The sequence below is a fragment of the Curtobacterium aurantiacum genome (assembly GCF_018598555.1).
GTDB lineage: Bacteria > Actinomycetota > Actinomycetes > Actinomycetales > Microbacteriaceae > Curtobacterium > Curtobacterium aurantiacum.
The window spans coordinates 62,274-81,115 of record NZ_JAHEWN010000004.1; the positions used below are offsets into that span (position 1 = coordinate 62,274).

The 18,842-nt window shown below is 71.6% G+C and carries 18 protein-coding genes and 2 tRNA genes; 14 read left to right on the forward strand and 6 right to left on the reverse strand.

Features of this window, described 5'->3' with window-relative positions:
* The 8 genes from KK087_RS05285 to KK087_RS05315 all read left to right on the forward strand — a co-directional run bounded on the left by KK087_RS05285 (position 1) and on the right by KK087_RS05315 (position 7,944).
* Positions 1–1,044 (forward strand): ABC transporter permease, encoded by a 1,044-nt coding sequence (locus tag KK087_RS05285; RefSeq protein WP_214564435.1) that lies wholly within the window; start codon positions 1–3, stop codon positions 1,042–1,044.
* Positions 1,041–2,738 (forward strand): ABC transporter ATP-binding protein, encoded by a 1,698-nt coding sequence (locus KK087_RS05290; protein ID WP_214529832.1) that lies wholly within the window; start codon positions 1,041–1,043, stop codon positions 2,736–2,738. The genes KK087_RS05285 and KK087_RS05290 overlap by 4 nt, the downstream gene beginning before the upstream one ends.
* A gap of 147 nt (positions 2,739–2,885) precedes the next feature.
* Positions 2,886–3,815: an ATP-binding cassette domain-containing protein gene (locus tag KK087_RS05295; RefSeq protein WP_214529833.1), complete on the forward strand. Its 930-nt coding sequence runs from the start codon at positions 2,886–2,888 to the stop codon at positions 3,813–3,815.
* A complete protein-coding gene (locus KK087_RS05300; protein ID WP_307859995.1) occupies positions 3,812–4,822 on the forward strand; it encodes a D-isomer specific 2-hydroxyacid dehydrogenase family protein in 1,011 nt (336 codons plus the stop codon). Before KK087_RS05295 ends, KK087_RS05300 begins: the two co-directional genes overlap by 4 nt.
* A 114-nt stretch (positions 4,823–4,936) precedes the next feature.
* Positions 4,937–5,009, forward strand: a tRNA-Asn gene (locus KK087_RS05305).
* 129 nt (positions 5,010–5,138) lie between these two features.
* Positions 5,139–6,671, forward strand: a complete 1,533-nt coding sequence (locus KK087_RS17290) for a hypothetical protein (protein WP_250893047.1) — start codon at positions 5,139–5,141, stop codon at positions 6,669–6,671.
* The gene (locus tag KK087_RS05310) at positions 6,668–7,375 is read left to right on the forward strand and encodes a pentapeptide repeat-containing protein (protein ID WP_307859996.1); all 708 of its coding nucleotides are present in this window, start codon (positions 6,668–6,670) and stop codon (positions 7,373–7,375) included. Before KK087_RS17290 ends, KK087_RS05310 begins: the two co-directional genes overlap by 4 nt.
* A gap of 74 nt (positions 7,376–7,449) precedes the next feature.
* The gene (locus tag KK087_RS05315) at positions 7,450–7,944 is read left to right on the forward strand and encodes a hypothetical protein (protein WP_214564437.1); all 495 of its coding nucleotides are present in this window, start codon (positions 7,450–7,452) and stop codon (positions 7,942–7,944) included.
* A 58-nt stretch (positions 7,945–8,002) separates the two neighbouring features.
* Here KK087_RS05315 and def read toward each other — a convergent pair whose 3' ends face one another.
* Positions 8,003–8,578, reverse strand: coding sequence for a peptide deformylase (def, locus tag KK087_RS05320; protein WP_214529837.1), 576 nt, complete (start codon positions 8,576–8,578; stop codon positions 8,003–8,005).
* 39 nt (positions 8,579–8,617) lie between these two features.
* Between def and KK087_RS05325 the strand changes: the two genes are divergently transcribed.
* From KK087_RS05325 to KK087_RS05350, 6 genes are all read left to right on the forward strand, one after another.
* The gene (locus KK087_RS05325; RefSeq protein WP_214544528.1) at positions 8,618–9,532 is read left to right on the forward strand and encodes a DMT family protein; all 915 of its coding nucleotides are present in this window, start codon (positions 8,618–8,620) and stop codon (positions 9,530–9,532) included.
* 113 nt (positions 9,533–9,645) lie between these two features.
* On the forward strand, positions 9,646–10,857 hold the full coding sequence (locus KK087_RS05330; protein WP_214564438.1) for a glycosyltransferase: 1,212 nt from the start codon (positions 9,646–9,648) through the stop codon (positions 10,855–10,857).
* Between the two features lie 13 nt (positions 10,858–10,870).
* Positions 10,871–10,945, forward strand: a tRNA-Ile gene (locus KK087_RS05335).
* Between the two features lie 7 nt (positions 10,946–10,952).
* Entirely contained in the window at positions 10,953–12,077 is a 1,125-nt protein-coding gene (locus tag KK087_RS05340; protein ID WP_214529840.1) for an AI-2E family transporter, read from the forward strand.
* Positions 12,074–12,910, forward strand: coding sequence for a DUF1684 domain-containing protein (locus tag KK087_RS05345; protein WP_214564439.1), 837 nt, complete (start codon positions 12,074–12,076; stop codon positions 12,908–12,910). Before KK087_RS05340 ends, KK087_RS05345 begins: the two co-directional genes overlap by 4 nt.
* 169 nt (positions 12,911–13,079) lie before the next feature.
* Entirely contained in the window at positions 13,080–13,580 is a 501-nt protein-coding gene (locus KK087_RS05350; protein ID WP_027465337.1) for a DUF3145 domain-containing protein, read from the forward strand.
* 222 nt (positions 13,581–13,802) lie between these two features.
* Here the strand turns inward: KK087_RS05350 and KK087_RS05355 are convergent, their stop codons facing one another.
* The 5 genes from KK087_RS05355 to KK087_RS05375 all read right to left on the reverse strand — a co-directional run bounded on the left by KK087_RS05355 (position 13,803) and on the right by KK087_RS05375 (position 18,842).
* The gene (locus tag KK087_RS05355; protein WP_027465338.1) at positions 13,803–15,047 is read right to left on the reverse strand and encodes a beta-ketoacyl-[acyl-carrier-protein] synthase family protein; all 1,245 of its coding nucleotides are present in this window, start codon (positions 15,045–15,047) and stop codon (positions 13,803–13,805) included.
* 87 nt (positions 15,048–15,134) lie between these two features.
* On the reverse strand, positions 15,135–15,383 hold the full coding sequence (locus tag KK087_RS05360) for an acyl carrier protein (RefSeq protein ID WP_017886710.1): 249 nt from the start codon (positions 15,381–15,383) through the stop codon (positions 15,135–15,137).
* Between the two features lie 122 nt (positions 15,384–15,505).
* Positions 15,506–16,558: a beta-ketoacyl-ACP synthase III gene (locus KK087_RS05365; RefSeq protein ID WP_250893048.1), complete on the reverse strand. Its 1,053-nt coding sequence runs from the start codon at positions 16,556–16,558 to the stop codon at positions 15,506–15,508.
* Positions 16,555–17,496, reverse strand: a complete 942-nt coding sequence (locus tag KK087_RS05370) for an ACP S-malonyltransferase (protein ID WP_214564440.1) — start codon at positions 17,494–17,496, stop codon at positions 16,555–16,557. The genes KK087_RS05365 and KK087_RS05370 overlap by 4 nt, the downstream gene beginning before the upstream one ends.
* A 119-nt stretch (positions 17,497–17,615) precedes the next feature.
* Positions 17,616–18,842 carry a PucR family transcriptional regulator gene (locus KK087_RS05375; RefSeq protein WP_214529843.1) on the reverse strand — a complete coding sequence of 409 codons (1,227 nt, stop codon included), beginning with the start codon at positions 18,840–18,842 and terminating at the stop codon, positions 17,616–17,618.

The following is an 18,842-nucleotide window of genomic DNA, read 5'->3' on the forward strand; positions in this document are numbered from 1 at the left end:
ATGGTCGACACCACCCTCGTCGACCGCCACGAGCCGCTGTGGAAGCGGCTCCCCGTGGTGGTCCAGCTGCGCAAGAGCACCGGCTGGCAGCGCGCCATGCTCATCGTCGGCGTGGTCATCTGTGCCCTCTACCTGCTCATCGCGGTGTTCGCCCCGCTCCTCGCCCCGTACGGCTTCGGTCAGCTGCAGGGCGCGGACGGCGAGAGCTTCCCGCGCACCGGCGCCCCGAGTGCCGAACACATCTGGGGCACCACGGTCGGCGGCTTCGACGTGTTCAGCCGCGTGCTCTACGGCGCCCGCACGGCCGTGCTCGTCGTGATCGTCGCCGTGATCGTCTCCATCACCGTCGGCGTCCTGCTCGGCATGGTCTCCGGCTACCTCGGTGGCTGGCTCGACCGCGTCCTGGTGGTCGTGGCCGACGCCGTCTACGCGTTCCCGTCCCTGCTGCTCGCGATCATCGTGTCGATCGTCATCTCCGGCGGCAACTCGAGCTACTCGGGTGGCATCATCGCGGCGGCGATCTCGATCACCGTCGTCTACGTGCCGCAGTACTTCCGCGTGGTCCGTGCCGAGGCCGTCCGGCTGAAGAACGACGCGTTCGTCGAGTCGGCGCGCGTGATGGGCACGAACCCGTGGCGCATCATGACGCGGCACGTCCTGCGGAACTCGACGCGCTCCCTGCCGCTCATCCTGACGCTGAACGCCAGCGACGCGATCCTGACCCTGGCCGGTCTCGGATTCCTCGGGTTCGGCATCGGCCCGACGTCCGGCGCCGAGTGGGGCTACGACCTCAGCCGTGCGCTCTCGGACGTCGCGAGCGGTGTCTGGTGGACCGGCGTGTTCCCCGGCGTCGCCATCGTGGTGCTCGTGCTCGGTGTGACCTTCATCGGCGAGAGCCTGAACGACATCTCCGACCCCCGCCTGCGTGCACGACGCCGGCTGAAGCAGCTGGTGTCCACGCGCGACACGCGCGGAACCCAAGCACCGCGCGGAGCCGACGATGCGCGCAAGGCCGGGAACGACACGGAAGGGACGGGCGCATGACCCCGACCACCCGCCTGCAACCGGGCGACACCACCACCGAACCCGTCGTCGTCGTCGACGACCTGACGGTCACCTTCGCGACCGACGGTGGCGCCGTCGACGCGGTCAAGGGCGTCAGTCTCGACGTCCGCCCGGGCGAGGTCCTCGCCCTGGTCGGCGAGTCCGGCTCCGGCAAGTCCGTCACGGCCCGCAGCATGCTGCGACTGATGCCCGAGACGGCGACGCTCGGCGGCGCGGTGCTCCTCGACGGCACCGACGTCGTGTCGGTCGGTTCGCAGAAGCTCCGCGAAGTGCGCGGGACCGCCGGCGCGATGGTGTTCCAGGAGCCCTCCACCGCCCTCAACCCGGTCTTCACGGTCGGGTGGCAGATCGCCGAGGGGCTCCGCGCCCACGGCGGCATGTCGAAGAAGGAGGCGCGGGCGAAGGCGATCGACTACCTCGGTCGTGTCGGCATCCCCGACCCCGAGACCCGCGTCGACCACTACCCGCACCAGTTCTCCGGCGGGCAGAAGCAGCGCGTGGTCATCGCGAGCGCGCTGGCCCTCGAACCGAGCGTGATCATCGCCGACGAACCCACGACCGCGCTCGACGTGACGGTGCAGGCCGAGATCCTCGACCTGCTGCGCCGATGCCGCGACGAGTTCGGCACCGCGATCGTGGTCATCACGCACAACATGGGCGTCGTCGCCGACCTGGCCGACCGCGTCGCCGTGATGTACCAGGGCGAGATCGTCGAAGAAGCGACCGCGACGGCACTCTTCGCGACACCGCAGGCCGAGTACACCAAGCGGCTGCTCGCCGCGGTGCCCCGGCTCGAGGCGTCGACCGGGGTCGCCCGGCGCGCCGCGATCACCGAGGACGTCACACCCCTGGTCGAGGCGAAGGGTCTCGAGATCGAGTACCCCGGTCGGCTCGGTGCGCCGGCGTTCCGGGCGGTCAAGGGCGTCGACCTGGCGATCCGTCCCGGCGAGGTCCTCGGCCTGGTGGGGGAGTCCGGCTCCGGCAAGACCACCATCGGCCGCGCGATGGCCGGCCTGACGAAGGTCACCGGCGGCTCGCTGAAGGTCCTCGGCGCCGAGATGCTCGGGTACCGCGAGCGCGACTTCAAGCACCTGCGCAAGGACATCGGGTTCGTGTTCCAGGACCCGGCGACCTCGTTCAACCCGCTGCTGACGATCGCCGAGTGCGTCGCCGAGCCGCTGGTCGTGCACAAGGAGGTCTCGAGCCCCCGTGCCGCCCGCAAGCGCGTCGACGAGCTGCTCGAGGCGGTCCAGCTGCCGGCCGCGTACGGCGACCGCTACCCGCACGAGCTCTCCGGTGGGCAGCGCCAGCGCGCGTCGCTCGCCCGGTCGCTCGCGCTCCGGCCGAAGCTGCTCATCGCCGACGAGCCGACCAGCGCGCTCGACGTCTCCGTGCAGGCCCGGGTCCTCGAGCTCTTCCTCGAGCTGCAGCAGGACCTCGGGTTCGCGTCGCTGTTCATCAGCCACGACCTCGCGGTCGTCGGCGCGCTGTCCGACCGGATCGCGGTGCTGTACCGCGGTGACCTGGTCGAGACCGGCACGACCGCGCAGGTGCTCGGTTCGCCGCAGCACCCGTACACGCAGCGCCTCCTCGCGTCGCTGCCGGTACCGGACCCAGCGGAGCAGGCGGAGCGACGGCGTACGCTGGAGCGACTGGAGAACGCCGGGTCCTGACCCGACGTGACCGCCCTGGAGGCCCGCCCTGCGTCGACGACGCACGCCGGGCCTCCAGGGCGGTCGCCTCCACTGCTGTACGCACGACGGGCCTGCCAGGGCGGCCCGTCGCGAACCGCCGCCAGGGGGCGGCGTGGAAGGGGACCCATGATCGCGGTCAACGGACCGGCGGTCGTCGCGGACGACGTGTCGATCGAGTACCGGGGCGGACGCGGGGGCGAGTCGATCCGGGCCGTCGACGGCGTGAGCCTCACCGTCCGTCAGGGGGAGATCCTCGCTCTGCTCGGTGAGTCGGGCTCGGGCAAGTCGACGTTCGCCGCGGCCATCGCCGGCCAGCTCGGATCCCACGGCGAGGGCGAGGGCGCGCTGCGTCGCCACATCGTCGGCGGCGAGCTCACCGTGCTCGGGCAGAAGACCCGGGGCCTCCGTCCCTCGTCCCGCAAGCTCGAACGGCTGAGCGGCCGGATCGGCTACCTGCCGCAGGACGGCGCGGACCGGCTCAGCCCGGACCTGACCGTGGGCGAGGCCGTCGCCGAACCGATCTACGCGCGCGACCGCCGGTTCGACCGGCGCGAGGCGGGGCTCATCGTCGCGCGGCTGCTCGACGCCGTGCACCTGCCGCTCGGGACGATGCGTCTGAACACGTGGGAGCTCTCGAGCGGTCAGCGTCAGCGGGTCGCCCTGGCGAAGGCACTCGTCCTCGAACCCCAGCTGCTCGTGGCCGACGAACCGGCCCGTGGTGTCGACGTGCTCGTGCGGCAGTCCGTGCTCGAGGCCCTCGCGACCCTGCAGCGCGGGCGGCAGTTCTCCGCCGTCGTCGTGTCGAGCGACCTGCGCGAGGCCCGCGCCCTCGCCGACCGTGTCGCCGTGATGGCCGACGCGCGGCTCGTCGGGCTCGGCACCTTCGACGAGGTCCTCGACAACCCCGTCGACCCCTACGTGAAGACGCTCGCGTCGACCGCTGCCCGGGGCGTGAAGCGTCGCCCGGCACCGACCACGGCGCGCCGTTCGTCGGCGCCCCGACGCCCGCTCGCCGCCGGCACCGGCCCCCGGACCGACCGTCAGGAGAACCCGTGAGCACCACGGACCGAGTCCAGCGCGGTCACCGCGCCGTCGTCCCGACGTCGGGTGCGCCGCTGCCGATCGACGCCCCGCAGGCCGGCCCCGTCGCCGTGCTGCCGGAGCCGACCGACCTGCACGCGGACGCCGTGACCGAGGCCGGTGGCACCGTCGCGCCGCTCGACACCGACACCCGCGGGATCGTCTGGCTCGACGCCTCCGACCCGTCCGGCCTCGCCGACGCGCTGTCCGCGGCCCCGGGGGTGGGCTGGGTGCAGCTACCGTTCGCCGGCGTCGACGCCTTCGCCCACCTGATCCAGGAGCACGGGGACCGCGTGCTCTTCACCTCGGCCAAGGGCGCCTACGCGGAACCCGTCGCCGAACACGCCCTGGCGCTGACGCTCGGCACGCTGCGGGTCCTGCAGAAGCGCGCCCGTGCGTCGTCGTGGGCGACCGAGCCCGAGGGCGTCTCGCTGTACGGGCGGAACGTCGTCGTGATCGGTGCCGGCGGCATCGCGCTCGAGTACCTCCGGCTGCTCGCCCCGTTCGACGTCGACGTGACCGTGGTGCGCCGTTCGGCCGACCCCGTGCCCGGCGCTGCGCGGACCGTCACCACCGACGACCTCGACCAGGTCCTGCCGGATGCCGACGTCGTGATGATCGCGGCGGCCATGACCTCGGGCACCGCGAAGCTGTTCGGCGAGCGGCAGTTCCGGATCATGAAGCCGTCGGCCCGGCTCGTGAACATCGCCCGCGGCGGACTCGTCGACACCGACGCCCTGGTCGCCGCACTGCGCGAGGGGGAGATCGCCGCGGCGGGCCTCGACGTCACCGACCCCGAGCCGCTGCCCGACGGTCACCCGCTGTGGTCCGAGCCCGGCGCGGTCATCACCCCGCACCAGGCCGACACCCCGGAGATGGTCGCGCCCCTGCTCGCGGAGCGCGTCCGGCTCAACACCACGGCGTTCCTCGGCGGCGACGGCGAGGGCTTCGTCGGGGTCGTCGACCCGGTCGCTGGCTACTGACGCGGGGCCTCGTCGCGCGGCGCGCCCGGGCGGCGTGTCCGATGCGGTGGAGGGCGCCAGGGTGCTGCTATGCTGTTACCCGTTGTTCGCACGTCTTTCGCCAGTGAACAGTGATCCTCGATAGCTCAATTGGCAGAGCAGCCGGCTGTTAACCGGCAGGTTGTTGGTTCGAGTCCAACTCGGGGAGCGACAGGTCCTCATCCCTCCGGGGTGGGGACCTTTTGCGTTGCGAGCGGCCCGCTGGCCTCCCCGTCCCCGAGGGGCGGCGCTGCTAGCCTGAGCCAGCGCACCCAGATCCACGGAAGGCCACTGTTCGATGTCGTTGACCACCGAGTCCGTCAGCGGGCCGACGGTCGGCGGGTGGGGCGAACGGGTCCTTCGTCGGACGGGCCGCGTCCTGGCGTCACGAGCGGCGTTCGTCGTCGTGCTCGTCGCCTTCGTCCTCATGGGGTTCCTGTTCGCCGTCACCATCCACGTGCCGGCGTCGGCCGCCCCGGATGAGGTCCGGCACATCGGCAACATCCTGCTCTACGCGGAGCGGCCCTGGACCGCCGGGCCGTTCCTGCACGACGTCGCGGCCTCCACGCTCCGGCTCGGTGAGGTCACGCGGTTCCCCGCGTACCTCTACTACTACGGGATGTCGTTCCCGGCGAAGGCGGCGCTGGCGATCGGCCTCGACCAGGAGCGCACCGTGATGGTGCTGCGCGGCATCGACGTCCTCGCTGCGGGCGCCGGTCTGTACGCCCTCCGCGTGATGTTCCGGAACGCCGGGGTCCCCGCCGCGATCGGTCTGCTCGCGATCGTCGCGACCGCCTTCACCGGTCGGTACGTCTGGCAGGCCGCGACGATCAGCTACGACGCACCCTCGATGGCGGCCTTCTTCCTGTTCGCCGCGGTGGCCGTGAAGGTCGTGCGGGGTGGCGGCCTCCGCACGCTCGCGTGGTTGGTCGTCACCGCGATGCTCGCCCTGATGCTCAAGTACTCGCAGGCGCCGCTCATCCTCGCCGGCGCGTTCTTCGCGATCCTGTTCCGGTACCGCGTCGACGGTTTCACCTGGCTGCGGCACCCCGTCCGCCGGGCGGTCGCCGGCTTCCGCGAGCGGCCGGGGCGGTCGCTCGTGCTCGTCGTGGTCGGCGCGGCGCTGCTCGCCCTGGTGCTCGAGCGGTTCGGCGTGAACCTGCTCGTGTACCGGGCACTGAACCCCGACTGCTCCGCGATCCACAGCCGTGCGGCGTGCATGAACTTCGACATCTTCCGCCGCAACTACAACGCGACGCGGACGCACGACCTGGCCGCCGCTGCCGGGACCCTCGAACCGTTCCACCCGCTCGCGTTCCTGTGGGCGTGGGCCACCACCTACTTCCGGTCGCTCTTCTTCTTCTGGGGCCCGACGCTGCCCTGGCGACCGAACCTGGCCGTCGTGGTCTTCGGCGCGACCGCCGTGCTCGCGGCCACCGTCGTCGCCACCACCCAGCTGCGTCGTGTGCTGCGCTCGGCCTCGACGTGGTGGCTCGCGGTCGTCCCGGTGGCCTACACGCTCGCGGTGCTGTGCTTCAACGCGGCGACGACCGTGAACCTGCGGCAGGAGTTCGCGTTCTCCGGTCGCTACCTGCTGCCGGTGATGCCGATGATCGTCGCGGTGGTCCTGCTCGGCGTGCACGCGTGGCTCCGCCGGCTGCGGGGGCGCGCCGCGACGGTCGCATGGACCGTCGTGGTCGTCGTCGGCGTCGCGCTGTTCGCGCTCTACAACCCGATCAGCGCCTTCTTCCCCTACGCCTCCTCGCCGGCGTGGTACTCCGGATGGGCGCAGAACGTGCTGCCGCACTGGCTGACCGGGGTCCGCTCGTGACCGCGTCACCGCGCATCCGCACGGTCATCGTGGTGGCGCTCACGGTCCTGTTCTTCGTGGTCATCGGCGTCGCGGCGTTCGCCCGCACCGGTGGCACGAGCGCCGGTGAACGCCAGGTCGGGTCCTGCACGGTGCGCATCGCCCCGCAGCCCGGGTCCGTCACGACGTGCGCCGGACAGGACCTCGGCGGAGTCGACCTCGCCACCGAGGACCTCCGGCTGGCCGACCTGCACGGCGCGGACCTGCGAGGCGCGGACCTGCGGCAGGCCGTCCTGTTCGGCGCGGACCTGCGGGGCGCGGACCTGCGCGGTGCCGACCTGCACGGGGTCGACCTGTACGCCGCCGACCTCACCGGGGCGGACCTCCGGCGGACGAGCCTCGTCGGCGCGAACCTCGTCGGCGCCGACATCACCGACGCGCGCCTCGACGGTGTCGACCTGACCAGCGCGAAGATCGAGCGGCTGACGGTCCGTGGAACGCCGATGGAACTCGTCGACCGCCGGCTGCGCAGTCCCGACGGCGAACGGGTCACGGTGCAGGTCGACCTGGACCTCCCGCGCGGGGTCACCTCGCGGAGCTGCGTCGACCGGGTACTCCACGCGAAGGTCGGCGTCACGGAACTCCGGTGCCGCATGAGCACCGACGCGCGACAGGGCCGGCTCGACCAGCGGGCCACCGTGACGGTCACCGCTCCGACGCGCTGACGGTCACCGCCCCGACGCGCTGACGGACGTCGGTCGTACGGCTGCCGCCCCGCCGATGCTGTTAGCGTTCACAGGTGCACCGTTCCCGTTCGCCTCGACTCGCCCTGCTCGGCGTGGTCGTCGCCGTGACGGCGGCGCTCTCCGGCTGCAGCAGCGTCGGCCCGGACACCGATGCGTCCGAGGACCCGACGAGCTCCGACACCGGACTCGGTTCGGGCGCGTCGCCCGTCGTGTTCGCCTTCGTGTGCGACGGCGACGGCGACGGAGCGGACCGCGAGACCTACACGACCTACTCGGCGGTGTGGGAGGCCGGTCGGTCCGACTGCGCGGCGAAGCGACTCACCGGCTCGGTGCCGTCGAGCCAGCAGCAGGCAGCGGTCGATGCGGCCCGTGGCGACGCCACCCTGGTCGAGCTCGCGAGCGCCTGCGCCGTGCGCGGCTCCGACCCGTGGACGTCGGCGGTCGCCGACGACCGCGGTGCGCACGTGGCCGCAGGGCTCCTGCGGTACTGCCCGGGCCACCCGGAGACCGACCGACTGCGGGACGCGCTGACGGCGTACCGGGGCTGAGCCGGGCCTCCAGGCCGACCGTCGGACCAGCGACGGTCCGACGGCGGCGGAACGGGCGTCAGCCCTCGGGGTGGTCGCGACCCGGCAACCAGGACTGGCCGGGGCCGCCCCAGCTGCTCTTCCGGATCGCCTTGGCGACCTGCTTGCCGTAGGGGTGCACCAGGCGGTCGGCGTAGAGCCAACCGTCCAGGTGGTCGTACTCGTGCTGGAAGATCCGTGCCAGCCAGCCGTGCGCCTCGACCTCGAAGGGCGTGCCGTGCTCGTCGACGGCGCGCAGCAGGGCGCCCTCGGAGCGGCGGAGCGGGAAGCGCTCGCCCGGGATCGACAGGCAGCCCTCCGACTCCTCGTCCTCGTCGAGCTCCTCGACGGACTCCGGGACCGGGGGCGTGATCCACAGGACGGGGTTCACGGCGGCGCCGCGGTGCAGGACCTCGTCGTCATCGGTGTAGGAGTACACGAACAGGCGCTTGCCGACGCCCACCTGCGGGCCGGCCAGGCCGACGCCGGGCGCCAGGTCCATGGTCTCGAACATGTCGGCGACGAGGGTGCGGAGGTCGTCATCGAACGCGGTGACCTCGGCTGCACGCTCGTGCAGGACGGGTTCGCCGGTGATGCGGATCGGGAGAACGGCCATTCACCCAGGTTATCCGGCGGGGAACGGTAGCCTCGACGCGTGACGACGGACCTCCAGCTGCCCGACGCCGTGAGCAACCTCACGCCGTTCCAGGCGCTGATGATCCCGGTGGCCCTGATCGGCGCGGTCTTCCTGTCGCTCGGGGCGCAGTTCCAGAGCCGTGGGGTGCAGCGGGTCGAGGCGCGTCTCGGTCGGCAGTCGAAGGGGCTGAGCGTCCGGCACGTCGTCGCGCTCGTCTCGAGCGGCTACTGGGTGCTCGGCACGCTGATGCTCGGCATCGCGGTGGTGCTGCAGCTCGTCAGCATCGCGTTCGCCCCCCTCATCGTGGTGCAGCCCCTCGGCGCGGTGGCCCTCGTCATCACGACGTGGTTCTCGTCGCGGTCGTCGGGCGTGCCGCTCGGTCGCCGTGCGCGACGAGCGGTGTGGACCTGCATCATCGGCGTCGGCATCTTCGTGGGGATCGCCGCGTTCGTGGGCAACGAGAGCGCGATCACCCGGCAGCAGCTCGTCACCGTCCTGGTGATCCTGGCCGTTGTGCTCGTCCTGGTGCTGGTGTCGTTCCGCCTGATGGCGAAGCACCGCAGTGCCCTCTACTACATCGTCGGGGCCGGGGTGCTCTACGGGTTCGTCGCGACGCTGGCCAAGGTGGTGCTGAACCGGTTCGTGCACAGCACCTTCGACTGGCTGACGGTGCTCGCGATCGTGGGGGTCGTCGTTGCGGCGTCGCTCGGCGGGTACTTCGTGCAGAACGCGTACTCGAGCGGTTCGGCCGACCTCGTGATCGCGGGGTTGACGGTGATCGACCCGATCGTCGCGGTCGGCATCGGCGTGATCGTGCTCGCCGAGGCATCGGGGGCGCCGTGGTTCGCGGTCGCCGGGTTCGTGGTCGCCGCGGGCATCGCCATCACCGGGGTGTTCCTGCTCGCCAAGCACCATCCCCAGACCCGGGCCTGATGCCGCACGCCCAGCCGTCGCCACCCTCATCCGCGCGGCTGACGCGGCCGTCGATCCTGGTGCGATAGCGTCACTGCCGACCAGCCATCGCCCACGAGAGGACGAACTCAGCCGTGTCAGGAGACGCCACCACCGCCACCGCCGGATCGACGGGTGCGACGGGCGGTCACCGACCGTTGCGCGTGCTGATCGCAGCGGACACCTTCGCCCCCGACGTCAACGGCGCCGCCACCTTCGCCGAACAGCTCGCCGTCGGACTGGCCGAGCGCGGGCACGAGGTGCACGTCGTGGCCCCGGCCTCGAGCCGCCAGTACGGCACGTTCGACGAGGAGCACCACGGCGTCACCCTGGTCGTGCACCGCCTGAAGTCGTACAAGTGGCCGCTGCACCCGTGGCTGCGCTTCGTGTGGCCGTGGAGCGTCCGGAAGTGGACCGGCCCGATCCTCGACGCGGTCGAGCCCGACGTGCTGCACATCCAGTCGCACGTGGTCATCGGCCGCGGCATGGTGCACGAGGCGAACGACCGCGGGATCCGGGTCATCGCGACGAACCACTTCATGCCGGAGAACCTGCTCGAGTACACGCCGTTCGGCAAGTGGACGCTGCCCATCGCGCTGAAGATCGCGTGGAGCGACGCTGCCAAGACCTACCGGCTGGCGGACACCATCACGACGCCGACCAACCTGGCCGCCGACTACCTGCGGAAGGCCATCGCCGGCCAGCAGGTCCTCGCGATCTCGTGCGGCATCGATGCGTCCCGGTACGTCGCCCGCGAGGGCCGCCCGGCGAACAACGACATCGTGTTCGTGGGCCGTGTGGCCCCCGAGAAGAACCTCGACGTGCTCGTCCGGGCGGTGGCGCTGCTGCCCGCCGAACTGTCCGCGACCCTGACCATCGTCGGCGACGGCGAGATGATCCCGAAACTCACCGCGTTGGCGAAGGAGCTCGGCCTCGAGGACCGCGTGCGGTTCCTGGGGTTCGTCTCCGACGAGCGCAAGCAGGAGGCGCTGACGAACGCGACGGTGTTCGCGATGCCGTCGACGGCCGAGCTGCAGAGCATCTCCTCGCTCGAGGGGATGGCGTCGGGACTGCCCGTCGTCGCGGCCGACTCGATGGCCCTGCCGCACCTCATCGACGGCAACGGGTACCTGTTCGCCCCGGGCGACGTGGACGACCTGGCGGCGAAGCTCACGACGGTGCTCACCGCGCCGGAGTCCGAGTACGTGGCGATGCGGGACCGCAGTCTGGCCATGATCGAGGCACACGACATCAACCGCACGCTGTCGACGTTCGAGTCGCTGTATCGTGGTGAGCCGGTGGCCTGAGGGTCTCCGGCGAGGGGCGGTAGCCAAGCTGGTCAAGGCAGTCGGCTCATAACCGAACGATCCGCGGGTTCGAGTCCCGCCCGCCCTACGTGCACATGCCAAGGAAGCGCGACACGTCGCAGGACGACCACGCACCGACACCGAACGTCACCTTCGAGGTGACCCGTGGCGGCACCGGCGTGCGCGTGAACGCCTTCCGCATCGGGTTCATGGGCGCCATCGGCGTGCTCGTCGCGCTGCTCGCCGGGTCGATCATCAACGAGCTGAGCACCGTCCTGGTCTACATCGGGGTGGCGCTGTTCCTCGCGCTCGGCATCGATCCGCTGGTGTCGTTCCTCGAGCGGATCATCCCGCGTTGGTCCGCCATCACGATCGTCGTGGTCGCGGTGCTCGGAGCCTTCGCCGGCATCGTGTTCGCCGTGGTGCCGATCCTGGTGGAGCAGGCGTCGAACCTGATCCAGAACTTCCCCGAGATCGTGCAGGACATCTCGCAGCAGCAGTGGGTGCAGGACCTGTCGAAGCAGTTCGCCGGGTCGTTCGACATCGACCACGCGCTGCAGTCGCTGCAGTCCTTCGTCGAGAAGCCGGGCAACCTGCTCAGCGTCGGCGGCGGGATCCTGGCGGTGGGCAGCGGCATCCTGTCCGGCGTCACCGGGGCGCTCATCGTCATCATCCTGATGCTGTACTTCCTCGCGTCGATGCGGGGCATGAAGCGTGCGACGTACCGGTTCGTCCCGGCGTCGCGTCGTCAGAACTTCATCGACGTGAGCGAGCAGATCACCCAGGCGGTCGGTCGGTACGTGGTCGGGCAGGTGTCGCAGGCGCTCATCAACGGCATCCTGAGCTTCGTGTTCCTGATCATCATCGGTGCGCCGTTGCCGGTGCTGCTGGCGTCGTTCGCGTTCCTCGGGTCGCTCATCCCGCTCGTGGGCACGCTCGCCGCGGCGATCGTGATCTCGTTGCTCTGCTTCTTCGCGTCGCCGGCGACCGCCCTCGCCGCCGCGATCTACTACCTCGTGTACATGCAGGTCGAGGCGTACCTGATCTCGCCGCGCATCATGTCGCGTGCGGTGCAGGTGCCCGGCGCGCTCGTGGTCATCGCCGCGGTCGCCGGCGGCACCATCGGCGGTGTGCTCGGCGCGCTCGTCGCGCTGCCGGTGGCCGCGTCGGTCATCATCATCGTGCAGAAGGTCATCTACCCCCGCCAGGAGCAGGCATGACCAGTGGCGCCGCGCGTACCGAGGGGGACGCGTTCGCCGCCCACGTTGAGGATCGCGACCGCTGGGCACGCGGTGCTCGCGGCCCGCTCGCCCTGGTGAACGCGCAGCACGTCGACCACCCGCAGCCGGTCTGGCCGGTCCCCGGCACGTGGGCCCCGGCTCCCGGCGGACTCACCGTCACGGCCGAGGCATCCGAAGGCATCGTGGTCGACGGCGTCCCGGTGGACGGCACGGTCCTGGTGGCGGGCGACACCGCCGTCGTCCCGTCCAGCGTCGCGTTCCCGGACAGCTTCGCCGGCACCGTCAGCGGTGACACCCTGCGCGTCTGGGACCCCGCTTCCGAGGCGATCGCCCGCTTCTCGCACATCGCGCGCTTCGAGCGGTCCGACGAGGGGGTCACGTCCGGCAGGTACGTCCCGCTGGTGGGCGACGACCTGGAGGCCCGTGGCAGCGTCCGCGACGCCGCCGGCGACGCCCTGCCGGTCGCCGGGCACGTCGAGACCACCGTCGGGACCGCCACGATGCGGTTCGTCGCCGTCCGGTCGGCCCCGTTCCGCGGAGCCCCGCGACTGCAGCTCATCGTGCAGGACGCCACGGGTGCCCTGCCCGAGGACGACCCGGGCAGCACGTACGCGATGGGGCGGTTCCTGTTCCTCGACGACCCCGGCACCGAGGCCACCGTCGAGCTCGACTGGAACCTGCTCGTGCTGCCGCCCTGCGCCTTCTCGTACCAGTACGCGTGCCCGATCCCACCGGACGAGAACCGTGTCCCGGTGCCGATCACGGCGGGGGAACGGCACCCGGTCGACGCGAGCGGGGCCGTCCTGCACTGATCGGTGCACTGATCCGGGTGGGTCCTTGCCGTTCCCAGGCGCGGCGCTGCATAATGGGCGTGTCCCGTCGGGACATCACAATCGCATACCGATGGTTCCGTGGCCCCTCGGGTCAGGGTCCTCCGCACCAGGTCGATGGGGAAGTCGCACCTGACGTATCGGAGGAACCGTGAACGGAACGACGACAGGAGTGCTCTACGTGCACTCCTCACCCCGCGCGCTCTGCCCGCACGTCGAATGGGCGGCAGGTCGTGCGATGAACCGTGCCGTGAACTTCTCGTGGCTCGACCAGCCCGCGCAGGACGGCGCGCGCCGGACCGAGTACACGTGGACCGGTGCGGTGGGCGCCGGTGCCGCGATCGCCTCGGCGCTTCGCGGCTGGGAGCACCTGCGTTACGAGGTCACCGAGGAGCCGACGAGCGCCTCCGACGGTGGTCGCTGGATGCACACGCCGGACCTCGGTGTGTTCTACGCGCAGACCGACGTCACGGGCAACATGGTCATCCCCGAGGACCGCGTGCGCTACGCGATGGAGGTCGCGGGCAGCAACGCCCTCGAACTGCACCGTGAGCTGCGACTCGCCCTCGGTCAGGCCTGGGACGACGAGCTCGAGCCCTTCCGCCACGCCGCCGAGGGCAACCCGGTCGTCTGGCTGCACCGCGTCGGCTGACCTGGACTCACGACACACCGGCGTCTCGGGTGCGCCAGACGCCGGCGTGTTGTCCTGACACCGCCACAGACTCGAGACGCCGCCGAACACGGCGGCGTCTCGTCGTTCCAGGGGCATCACGGCGACACGACGGCGTGCGCGGGCGGGGCGGTGGACCGGCCACCGGACGACGGAAGCCCGCCCCGACGACGCGGGACGGGCCTCCAGGAAGGGTGCGACGGATCAGACGCTGCGGAACGCGACCACGGCGTTGTGGCCGCCGAAGCCGAACGAGTTGCTGACCGCGAGCAGGTCGCCCTCGGGCAGCGCACGCGGTTCGCGGGCCACGTCCATGACGATCTCCGGGTCCTGGTCGTGCAGGTTGATCGTCGGCGGGGCGACGCGGTTGTGCAGTGCGAGGACGGTGAAGACCGCCTCGATCGCACCCGCACCACCGAGCAGGTGACCTGTCGACGCCTTGGTCGCGGACACCACGACGTCGTCGAGGTGGTCGCCGAAGACCCGACGCATCGCGTGGTACTCGGCGACGTCACCGACGGGGGTCGACGTGGCGTGCGCGTTGACGTGCACGACGTCCTCGATGCTCGCGTCGGCGTGCTCGAGGGCCTGCAGGACCGCACGGGCGGCGGCGCTGCCCTCGGGGTCCGGCGCGGTGATGTGGAAGGCGTCCGAGGTGATGCCGGAACCGGCGACCTCGGCGTAGATCGTCGCGCCGCGGGCCTCGGCGTGCTCCTTCGACTCGAGGATGAGCGCCGCGGCGCCGTCACCGAGCACGAAGCCGTCACGGGTCACGTCGTACGGACGTGAAGCGGTCTCGGGGGAGTCGTTGCGACGCGACAGGGCCTGCATGGCGGCGAACGCGGCCAGCGGGAGCGGGTGCAGGGCAGCCTCGGCGCCACCGGTGATGACGATGTCGGCGTCGCCGTCGGCGATGTGCCGGTACGCCTCGGCCAGCGACTCGGTCGAGGACGCGCAGGCGGAGAGGTAGGTGCGGGCACCGCCACGGGCGCCGAACTCCATCTCGATGGCGGCGGCCGGACCGTTCGCCATGAGCATCGGGACCGTCATCGGCAGGACGCGACGCGGACCCTTCTCGCGCAGGGTGTCCCAGGCGTCGAGCAGCGTGTTCACGCCGCCGATGCCGGTGGCCCAGTCGACGATGAGGCGCTCGGGGACGACCGACTCGTCGTCGATGCCGGCGTCGGCCCAGGCCTCACGCGCGGCGACGAGGGACAGCTGCGACGACGGGTCGAGGCGCTTGGACTCCGGGCGGGTGAGCTGGTCGGTGAGGAACCGACGTGCCTGGCCGGCGAACTCAACGGGGAGCTCGAGCTCGGCGTAGCGCGGGTCCTCGATGCGGGTGATGCCGGACTTGCCGGCGAGCAGCGCGTCCCAGGTGTCCGGGGCGGTCGCGGCGAGGGGTGAGATCGCACCGATCCCGGTGACGACGACGGTCTTCTTGGTCATGGGACGACGTGTTCTTTCGTTGGGGTGAACAAGATGAGCGCCACGGCCCGCAGGGGTCCGCGGGCCGCGGCGCTCAGGAAGCTCGTGTCAGGCCTGGGCCTTGACGATGTAGTCGACCGCGTTGCCCACGGTCTTGAGGTTCTTGACCTCTTCGTCCGGGATCTTCACGTCGAACTTCTCCTCGGCGTTGACCACGATGGTCATCATCGAGATGGAGTCGATGTCGAGGTCGTCCGTGAAGGACTTGTCGGCGGCGACGGTGTCGGTGGCGATACCGGTCTCGTCGTTGATCAGCTCGGCCAGGCCGGCGAGGACTTCTTCGTTGGACAGGGCCATGAGTGTTCTCCTTGAAGGGGGGTGTCGTTTGACCGTGGACCAGCCTAGGGCACGCGGGGTCCGGGTGCGCGGAGGCTCGTCGGGATGGGGACCGGTCGCGCGGGTGCGCGACCGGGGTGGGTTCAGGGGAGGACGACCACCTGGGCACCGAACACGAGCCCGGCGCCGAACCCGATCTGCAGGGCGAGGCCGCCCGACAGGTCCGGGTGCTCCTCGAGCAGGCGGTGCGTGGCGAGCGGGATGCTCGCGGCGGAGGTGTTGCCGGTGGTGGTGATGTCGCGGGCGATCGTGACCGTCTCGGGCAGGCCGAGCTGCTTGGCGAACTCGTCGATGATGCGGATGTTCGCCTGGTGCGGCACGAAGGCGGCGAGGTCCTCGGGGCGGACCCCGGCGGTCTCGAGCGCCTGGCGGGCGACCTTGACCATCTCCCAGACGGCCCAGCGGAACACGGTCTGACCGGCCTGACGCATGGTCGGACGGGGTGCCCCGGCCTCCCACTCGTTGTAGGTCGCGGTCATGCCGATGGCGTCCCACTTCGAGCCGTCGGAACCCCAGATCGTGGGGGCGATGCCCGGGAAGTCGCTCGGGCCGACCACGGCGGCGCCGGCACCGTCCCCGAGCAGGAACGAGATGGAGCGGTCGGTCGGGTCGACGACGTCGCTGAGCTTCTCGGCCCCGACGACCAGGACGTGGTCGGCGAGCCCGGACTTGATGAACGAGTCGGCCTGGGCGATGCCGTAGGCGTACCCGGCGCAGGCGGCGCTGATGTCGTAGGCGGCGGCCGGGGTGGCACCGATCCGCTCGGCGAGCAGCGACGCCATCGACGGGGTGGCCACCGTGTGGGTGACGGTGCTCACGAGCACGACGCCGATCTGGGACGGGTCGATGCCGGCCTTCTCGATGGCCTCGCGCGCGGCGGCCTCGGCGAGGTCCACCGCCTCGACGTCCTTGCCCGCGCGCTTGCGGGTGATGATGCCGGTGCGCTGGCGGATCCACTCGTCGGACGAGTCGATCGGGCCGACGAGGTCGTCGTTCGGCACGACGTTCTCGCCGCGGGCGGCGCCGAACGCCAGGATGCGGGTGAACTCGTGGCCGCGGCGCTGCTGGAGCAGCGGACGCGCGGATCCGGTCGGGAGGCCCGTGGGGGCGTCCGTCGGGGTGGTCGGGTCGGTCATGCGGTTGCGTCTGCTTCCTGGCCCGCGCGCTGCAGCAGGTCGATCGCTGCAGGCAGGTCGTCGGGGGTCTTGATGGCGACGGTCGGCGTGCCGCGGAGACCGCGCTTCGCCAGGCCGACGAGGGCACCGGCGGGTGCGAGCTCGATGATGCCGGTCACACCGGCGGCGGAGAAGGACTCCATGACCGCGTCCCAGTGCACGGGGCTCGCGATCTGCTGGACCATCAGGTCGACGAAGCGACGGCCGTCGTCGACCCGGGAGCCGTCGGCGTTCGTCCAGATCGGCAGGGTCGGGTCCTGCACCGTGGCGGCGGCCGCCAAGGGGGCGACCCGCTCGACGGCGGGGGCCATGTACCGGGTGTGGAACGCGCCGGCCACGGCGAGCGGGATCACGCGGGCCTTGGCGGGCGGGTCGGCGGCGAGGGCCGCGATCGCGTCGGCCGCACCGGCGACGACGGTCTGGCCGCCACCGTTGTGGTTCGCGGGCACCAGGCCGTGCCCGGCGAGGGCTGCAGCCACGGCGTCGGCGTCGCCACCGAGGACGGCGGCCATCGAGGTCGGCTCGAGCGCGGCGGCGTCGGCCATGGCTCGGCCGCGCTCGGCCACCAGGGCGACGGCGTCGGTCGGCTCGAGGATCCCGGCGACCGCTGCGGCGGTGAACTCGCCCACCGAGTGTCCGGCGACCCCGCCCACCAGGGCACGGCGGCCCTCGGCGAGCAGTGCGTCGGCGGTGACCAGGCCGGCGGCGACGATGAGGGGCTGCGCGAGCGCGGTGTCCTTGATGGTGTCCGCGTCGGAGTTCGTGCCGTGCTCGGCGAGGTCGACCCCGATCGACTCGGACCACTGCCCGACGCGTTCACGGACGGTGGCGTCCTCGAGCCAGGGGGCGAGGAAGCCGGGGGTCTGGGAGCCCTGTCCGGGCGCGACGACGACGATCACCGGACAATCCTCGCGTTCTCGTCCCGCGGGGCCCGTGTGGACTTCCCACACGAATCCGCGCGGGACATTGTCGGTTCTCTACCGTTCGGCGCGTTCGGCGCGTTCGGCCGTCGGGTGTTCTAGCGCCGGGGCGTGATGCGTCGGCGTCCGGTCGCGGACTCGGACATCGCACCGAGGATGAGCGCCGACTGCACGATCAGGGCGTCACGGGCGTGCGTGGCGTCCCACCCGATGATGTCGGCGACGCGGCGCAGCCGGTAGCGCACGGTGTTCGGGTGCACGAAGAGCTCCCGCGCCGTGGCCTCGAGCGAGCGGCCTGTGTCGAGGTAGCACCAGAGCGTCTGCAGGAGTTCGGTGGACTGGTCCTTGAGCGGGACGTAGATGCGCTGGACCAGGGCCGACCGGGCGAGGGGGTCGCCGGCCAGGGCACGCTCGGGCAGCAGGTCGTCGGCGAGGGCCGGTCGGGGCACCCCGCGCCAGGCACGCGCGACCGCGAACCCGGCGAGGGCGGCCTTCGCGCTGGTCGAGGCGTCGACGACCCCGGGGACCTCGTTGCCGAGCACCAGGTAGCCCTCGCCGAACAGCGGTTCGAGGGCCTGCGCGATGGTGGTGAAGGAGACGGGTTCCTCGCCCTCGGGCACGTCGTCGCGCGGGGTGGCACGACCGATGACGACGACGAGCCGTGATCCCTGGACCCCGACGAGGACGTCGGCGTCCAGGTGTCGTGCGGTGCGACGGACCTGGTCGACCTCGAGCTGCTTCGGCGCGGTGCCGACGAGCACCGCGACCTCGCCGTGCCCGTGCCACCCGAGGGCGGCGATGCGGGACGGCAGCTCGTCGTCGTACTCGCCGGAGAGGATCGAGTCGACCACGAGTGCTTCGAGCCGGGCGTCCCACAGGCCGCGGGCCTCGGCCGCGCGGGCGTAGACGTCGGCGGCGGCGAACGCGATGTCGCGGGAGTACTTGAGGATCGCCTCCTGCAGCATCTCGTCGTCGGCGGCGCGTTCCTCGACCACGGTGACCACCACGCGGATGAGCTGCAGGGTCTGCTGCAGGCTCACCGAGCGCAGGAGCTCACGCGGCGCGGAGCCGAAGACGTCGGCCGCGGCGATCCACGGCGTCGACGCGGTGCCCTCGAGCCAGCTGATGAACGAGGTGATGCCGGCCTGGGCGACGAGGCCCACGGCGGAGCGACGCCCCGGCGGCATCTCGCTGTACCAGGGGAGCGTGTCCTCGAGCCGCTTGATCGTCGCGGTGGAGAGTTCTCCGGACACCTGACGGAGCCAGGAGAGCGCACGCTCACGCGCGCTCTCCTGGCTCTCGTGGTCCGGGCGGACCGTCGTCAC

Excerpts from the sequence above, each read along its gene's own strand:
- KK087_RS05355 (WP_027465338.1), bottom strand. The coding sequence starts at position 15,047 with ATGACCAAGAAGACCGTCGTCGTCACCGGGATCGGTGCGATCTCACCC.
- KK087_RS05285 (WP_214564435.1), top strand. The coding sequence starts at position 1 with ATGGTCGACACCACCCTCGTCGACCGCCACGAGCCGCTGTGGAAGCGG.
- KK087_RS05345 (WP_214564439.1), top strand. The coding sequence starts at position 12,074 with ATGACCAGTGGCGCCGCGCGTACCGAGGGGGACGCGTTCGCCGCCCAC.
- KK087_RS05365 (WP_250893048.1), bottom strand. The coding sequence starts at position 16,558 with ATGACCGACCCGACCACCCCGACGGACGCCCCCACGGGCCTCCCGACC.
- def (WP_214529837.1), bottom strand. The coding sequence starts at position 8,578 with ATGGCCGTTCTCCCGATCCGCATCACCGGCGAACCCGTCCTGCACGAG.
- KK087_RS17290 (WP_250893047.1), top strand. The coding sequence starts at position 5,139 with ATGTCGTTGACCACCGAGTCCGTCAGCGGGCCGACGGTCGGCGGGTGG.
- KK087_RS05295 (WP_214529833.1), top strand. The coding sequence starts at position 2,886 with ATGATCGCGGTCAACGGACCGGCGGTCGTCGCGGACGACGTGTCGATC.
- KK087_RS05340 (WP_214529840.1), top strand. The coding sequence starts at position 10,953 with ATGCCAAGGAAGCGCGACACGTCGCAGGACGACCACGCACCGACACCG.
- KK087_RS05360 (WP_017886710.1), bottom strand. The coding sequence starts at position 15,383 with ATGGCCCTGTCCAACGAAGAAGTCCTCGCCGGCCTGGCCGAGCTGATC.
- KK087_RS05290 (WP_214529832.1), top strand. The coding sequence starts at position 1,041 with ATGACCCCGACCACCCGCCTGCAACCGGGCGACACCACCACCGAACCC.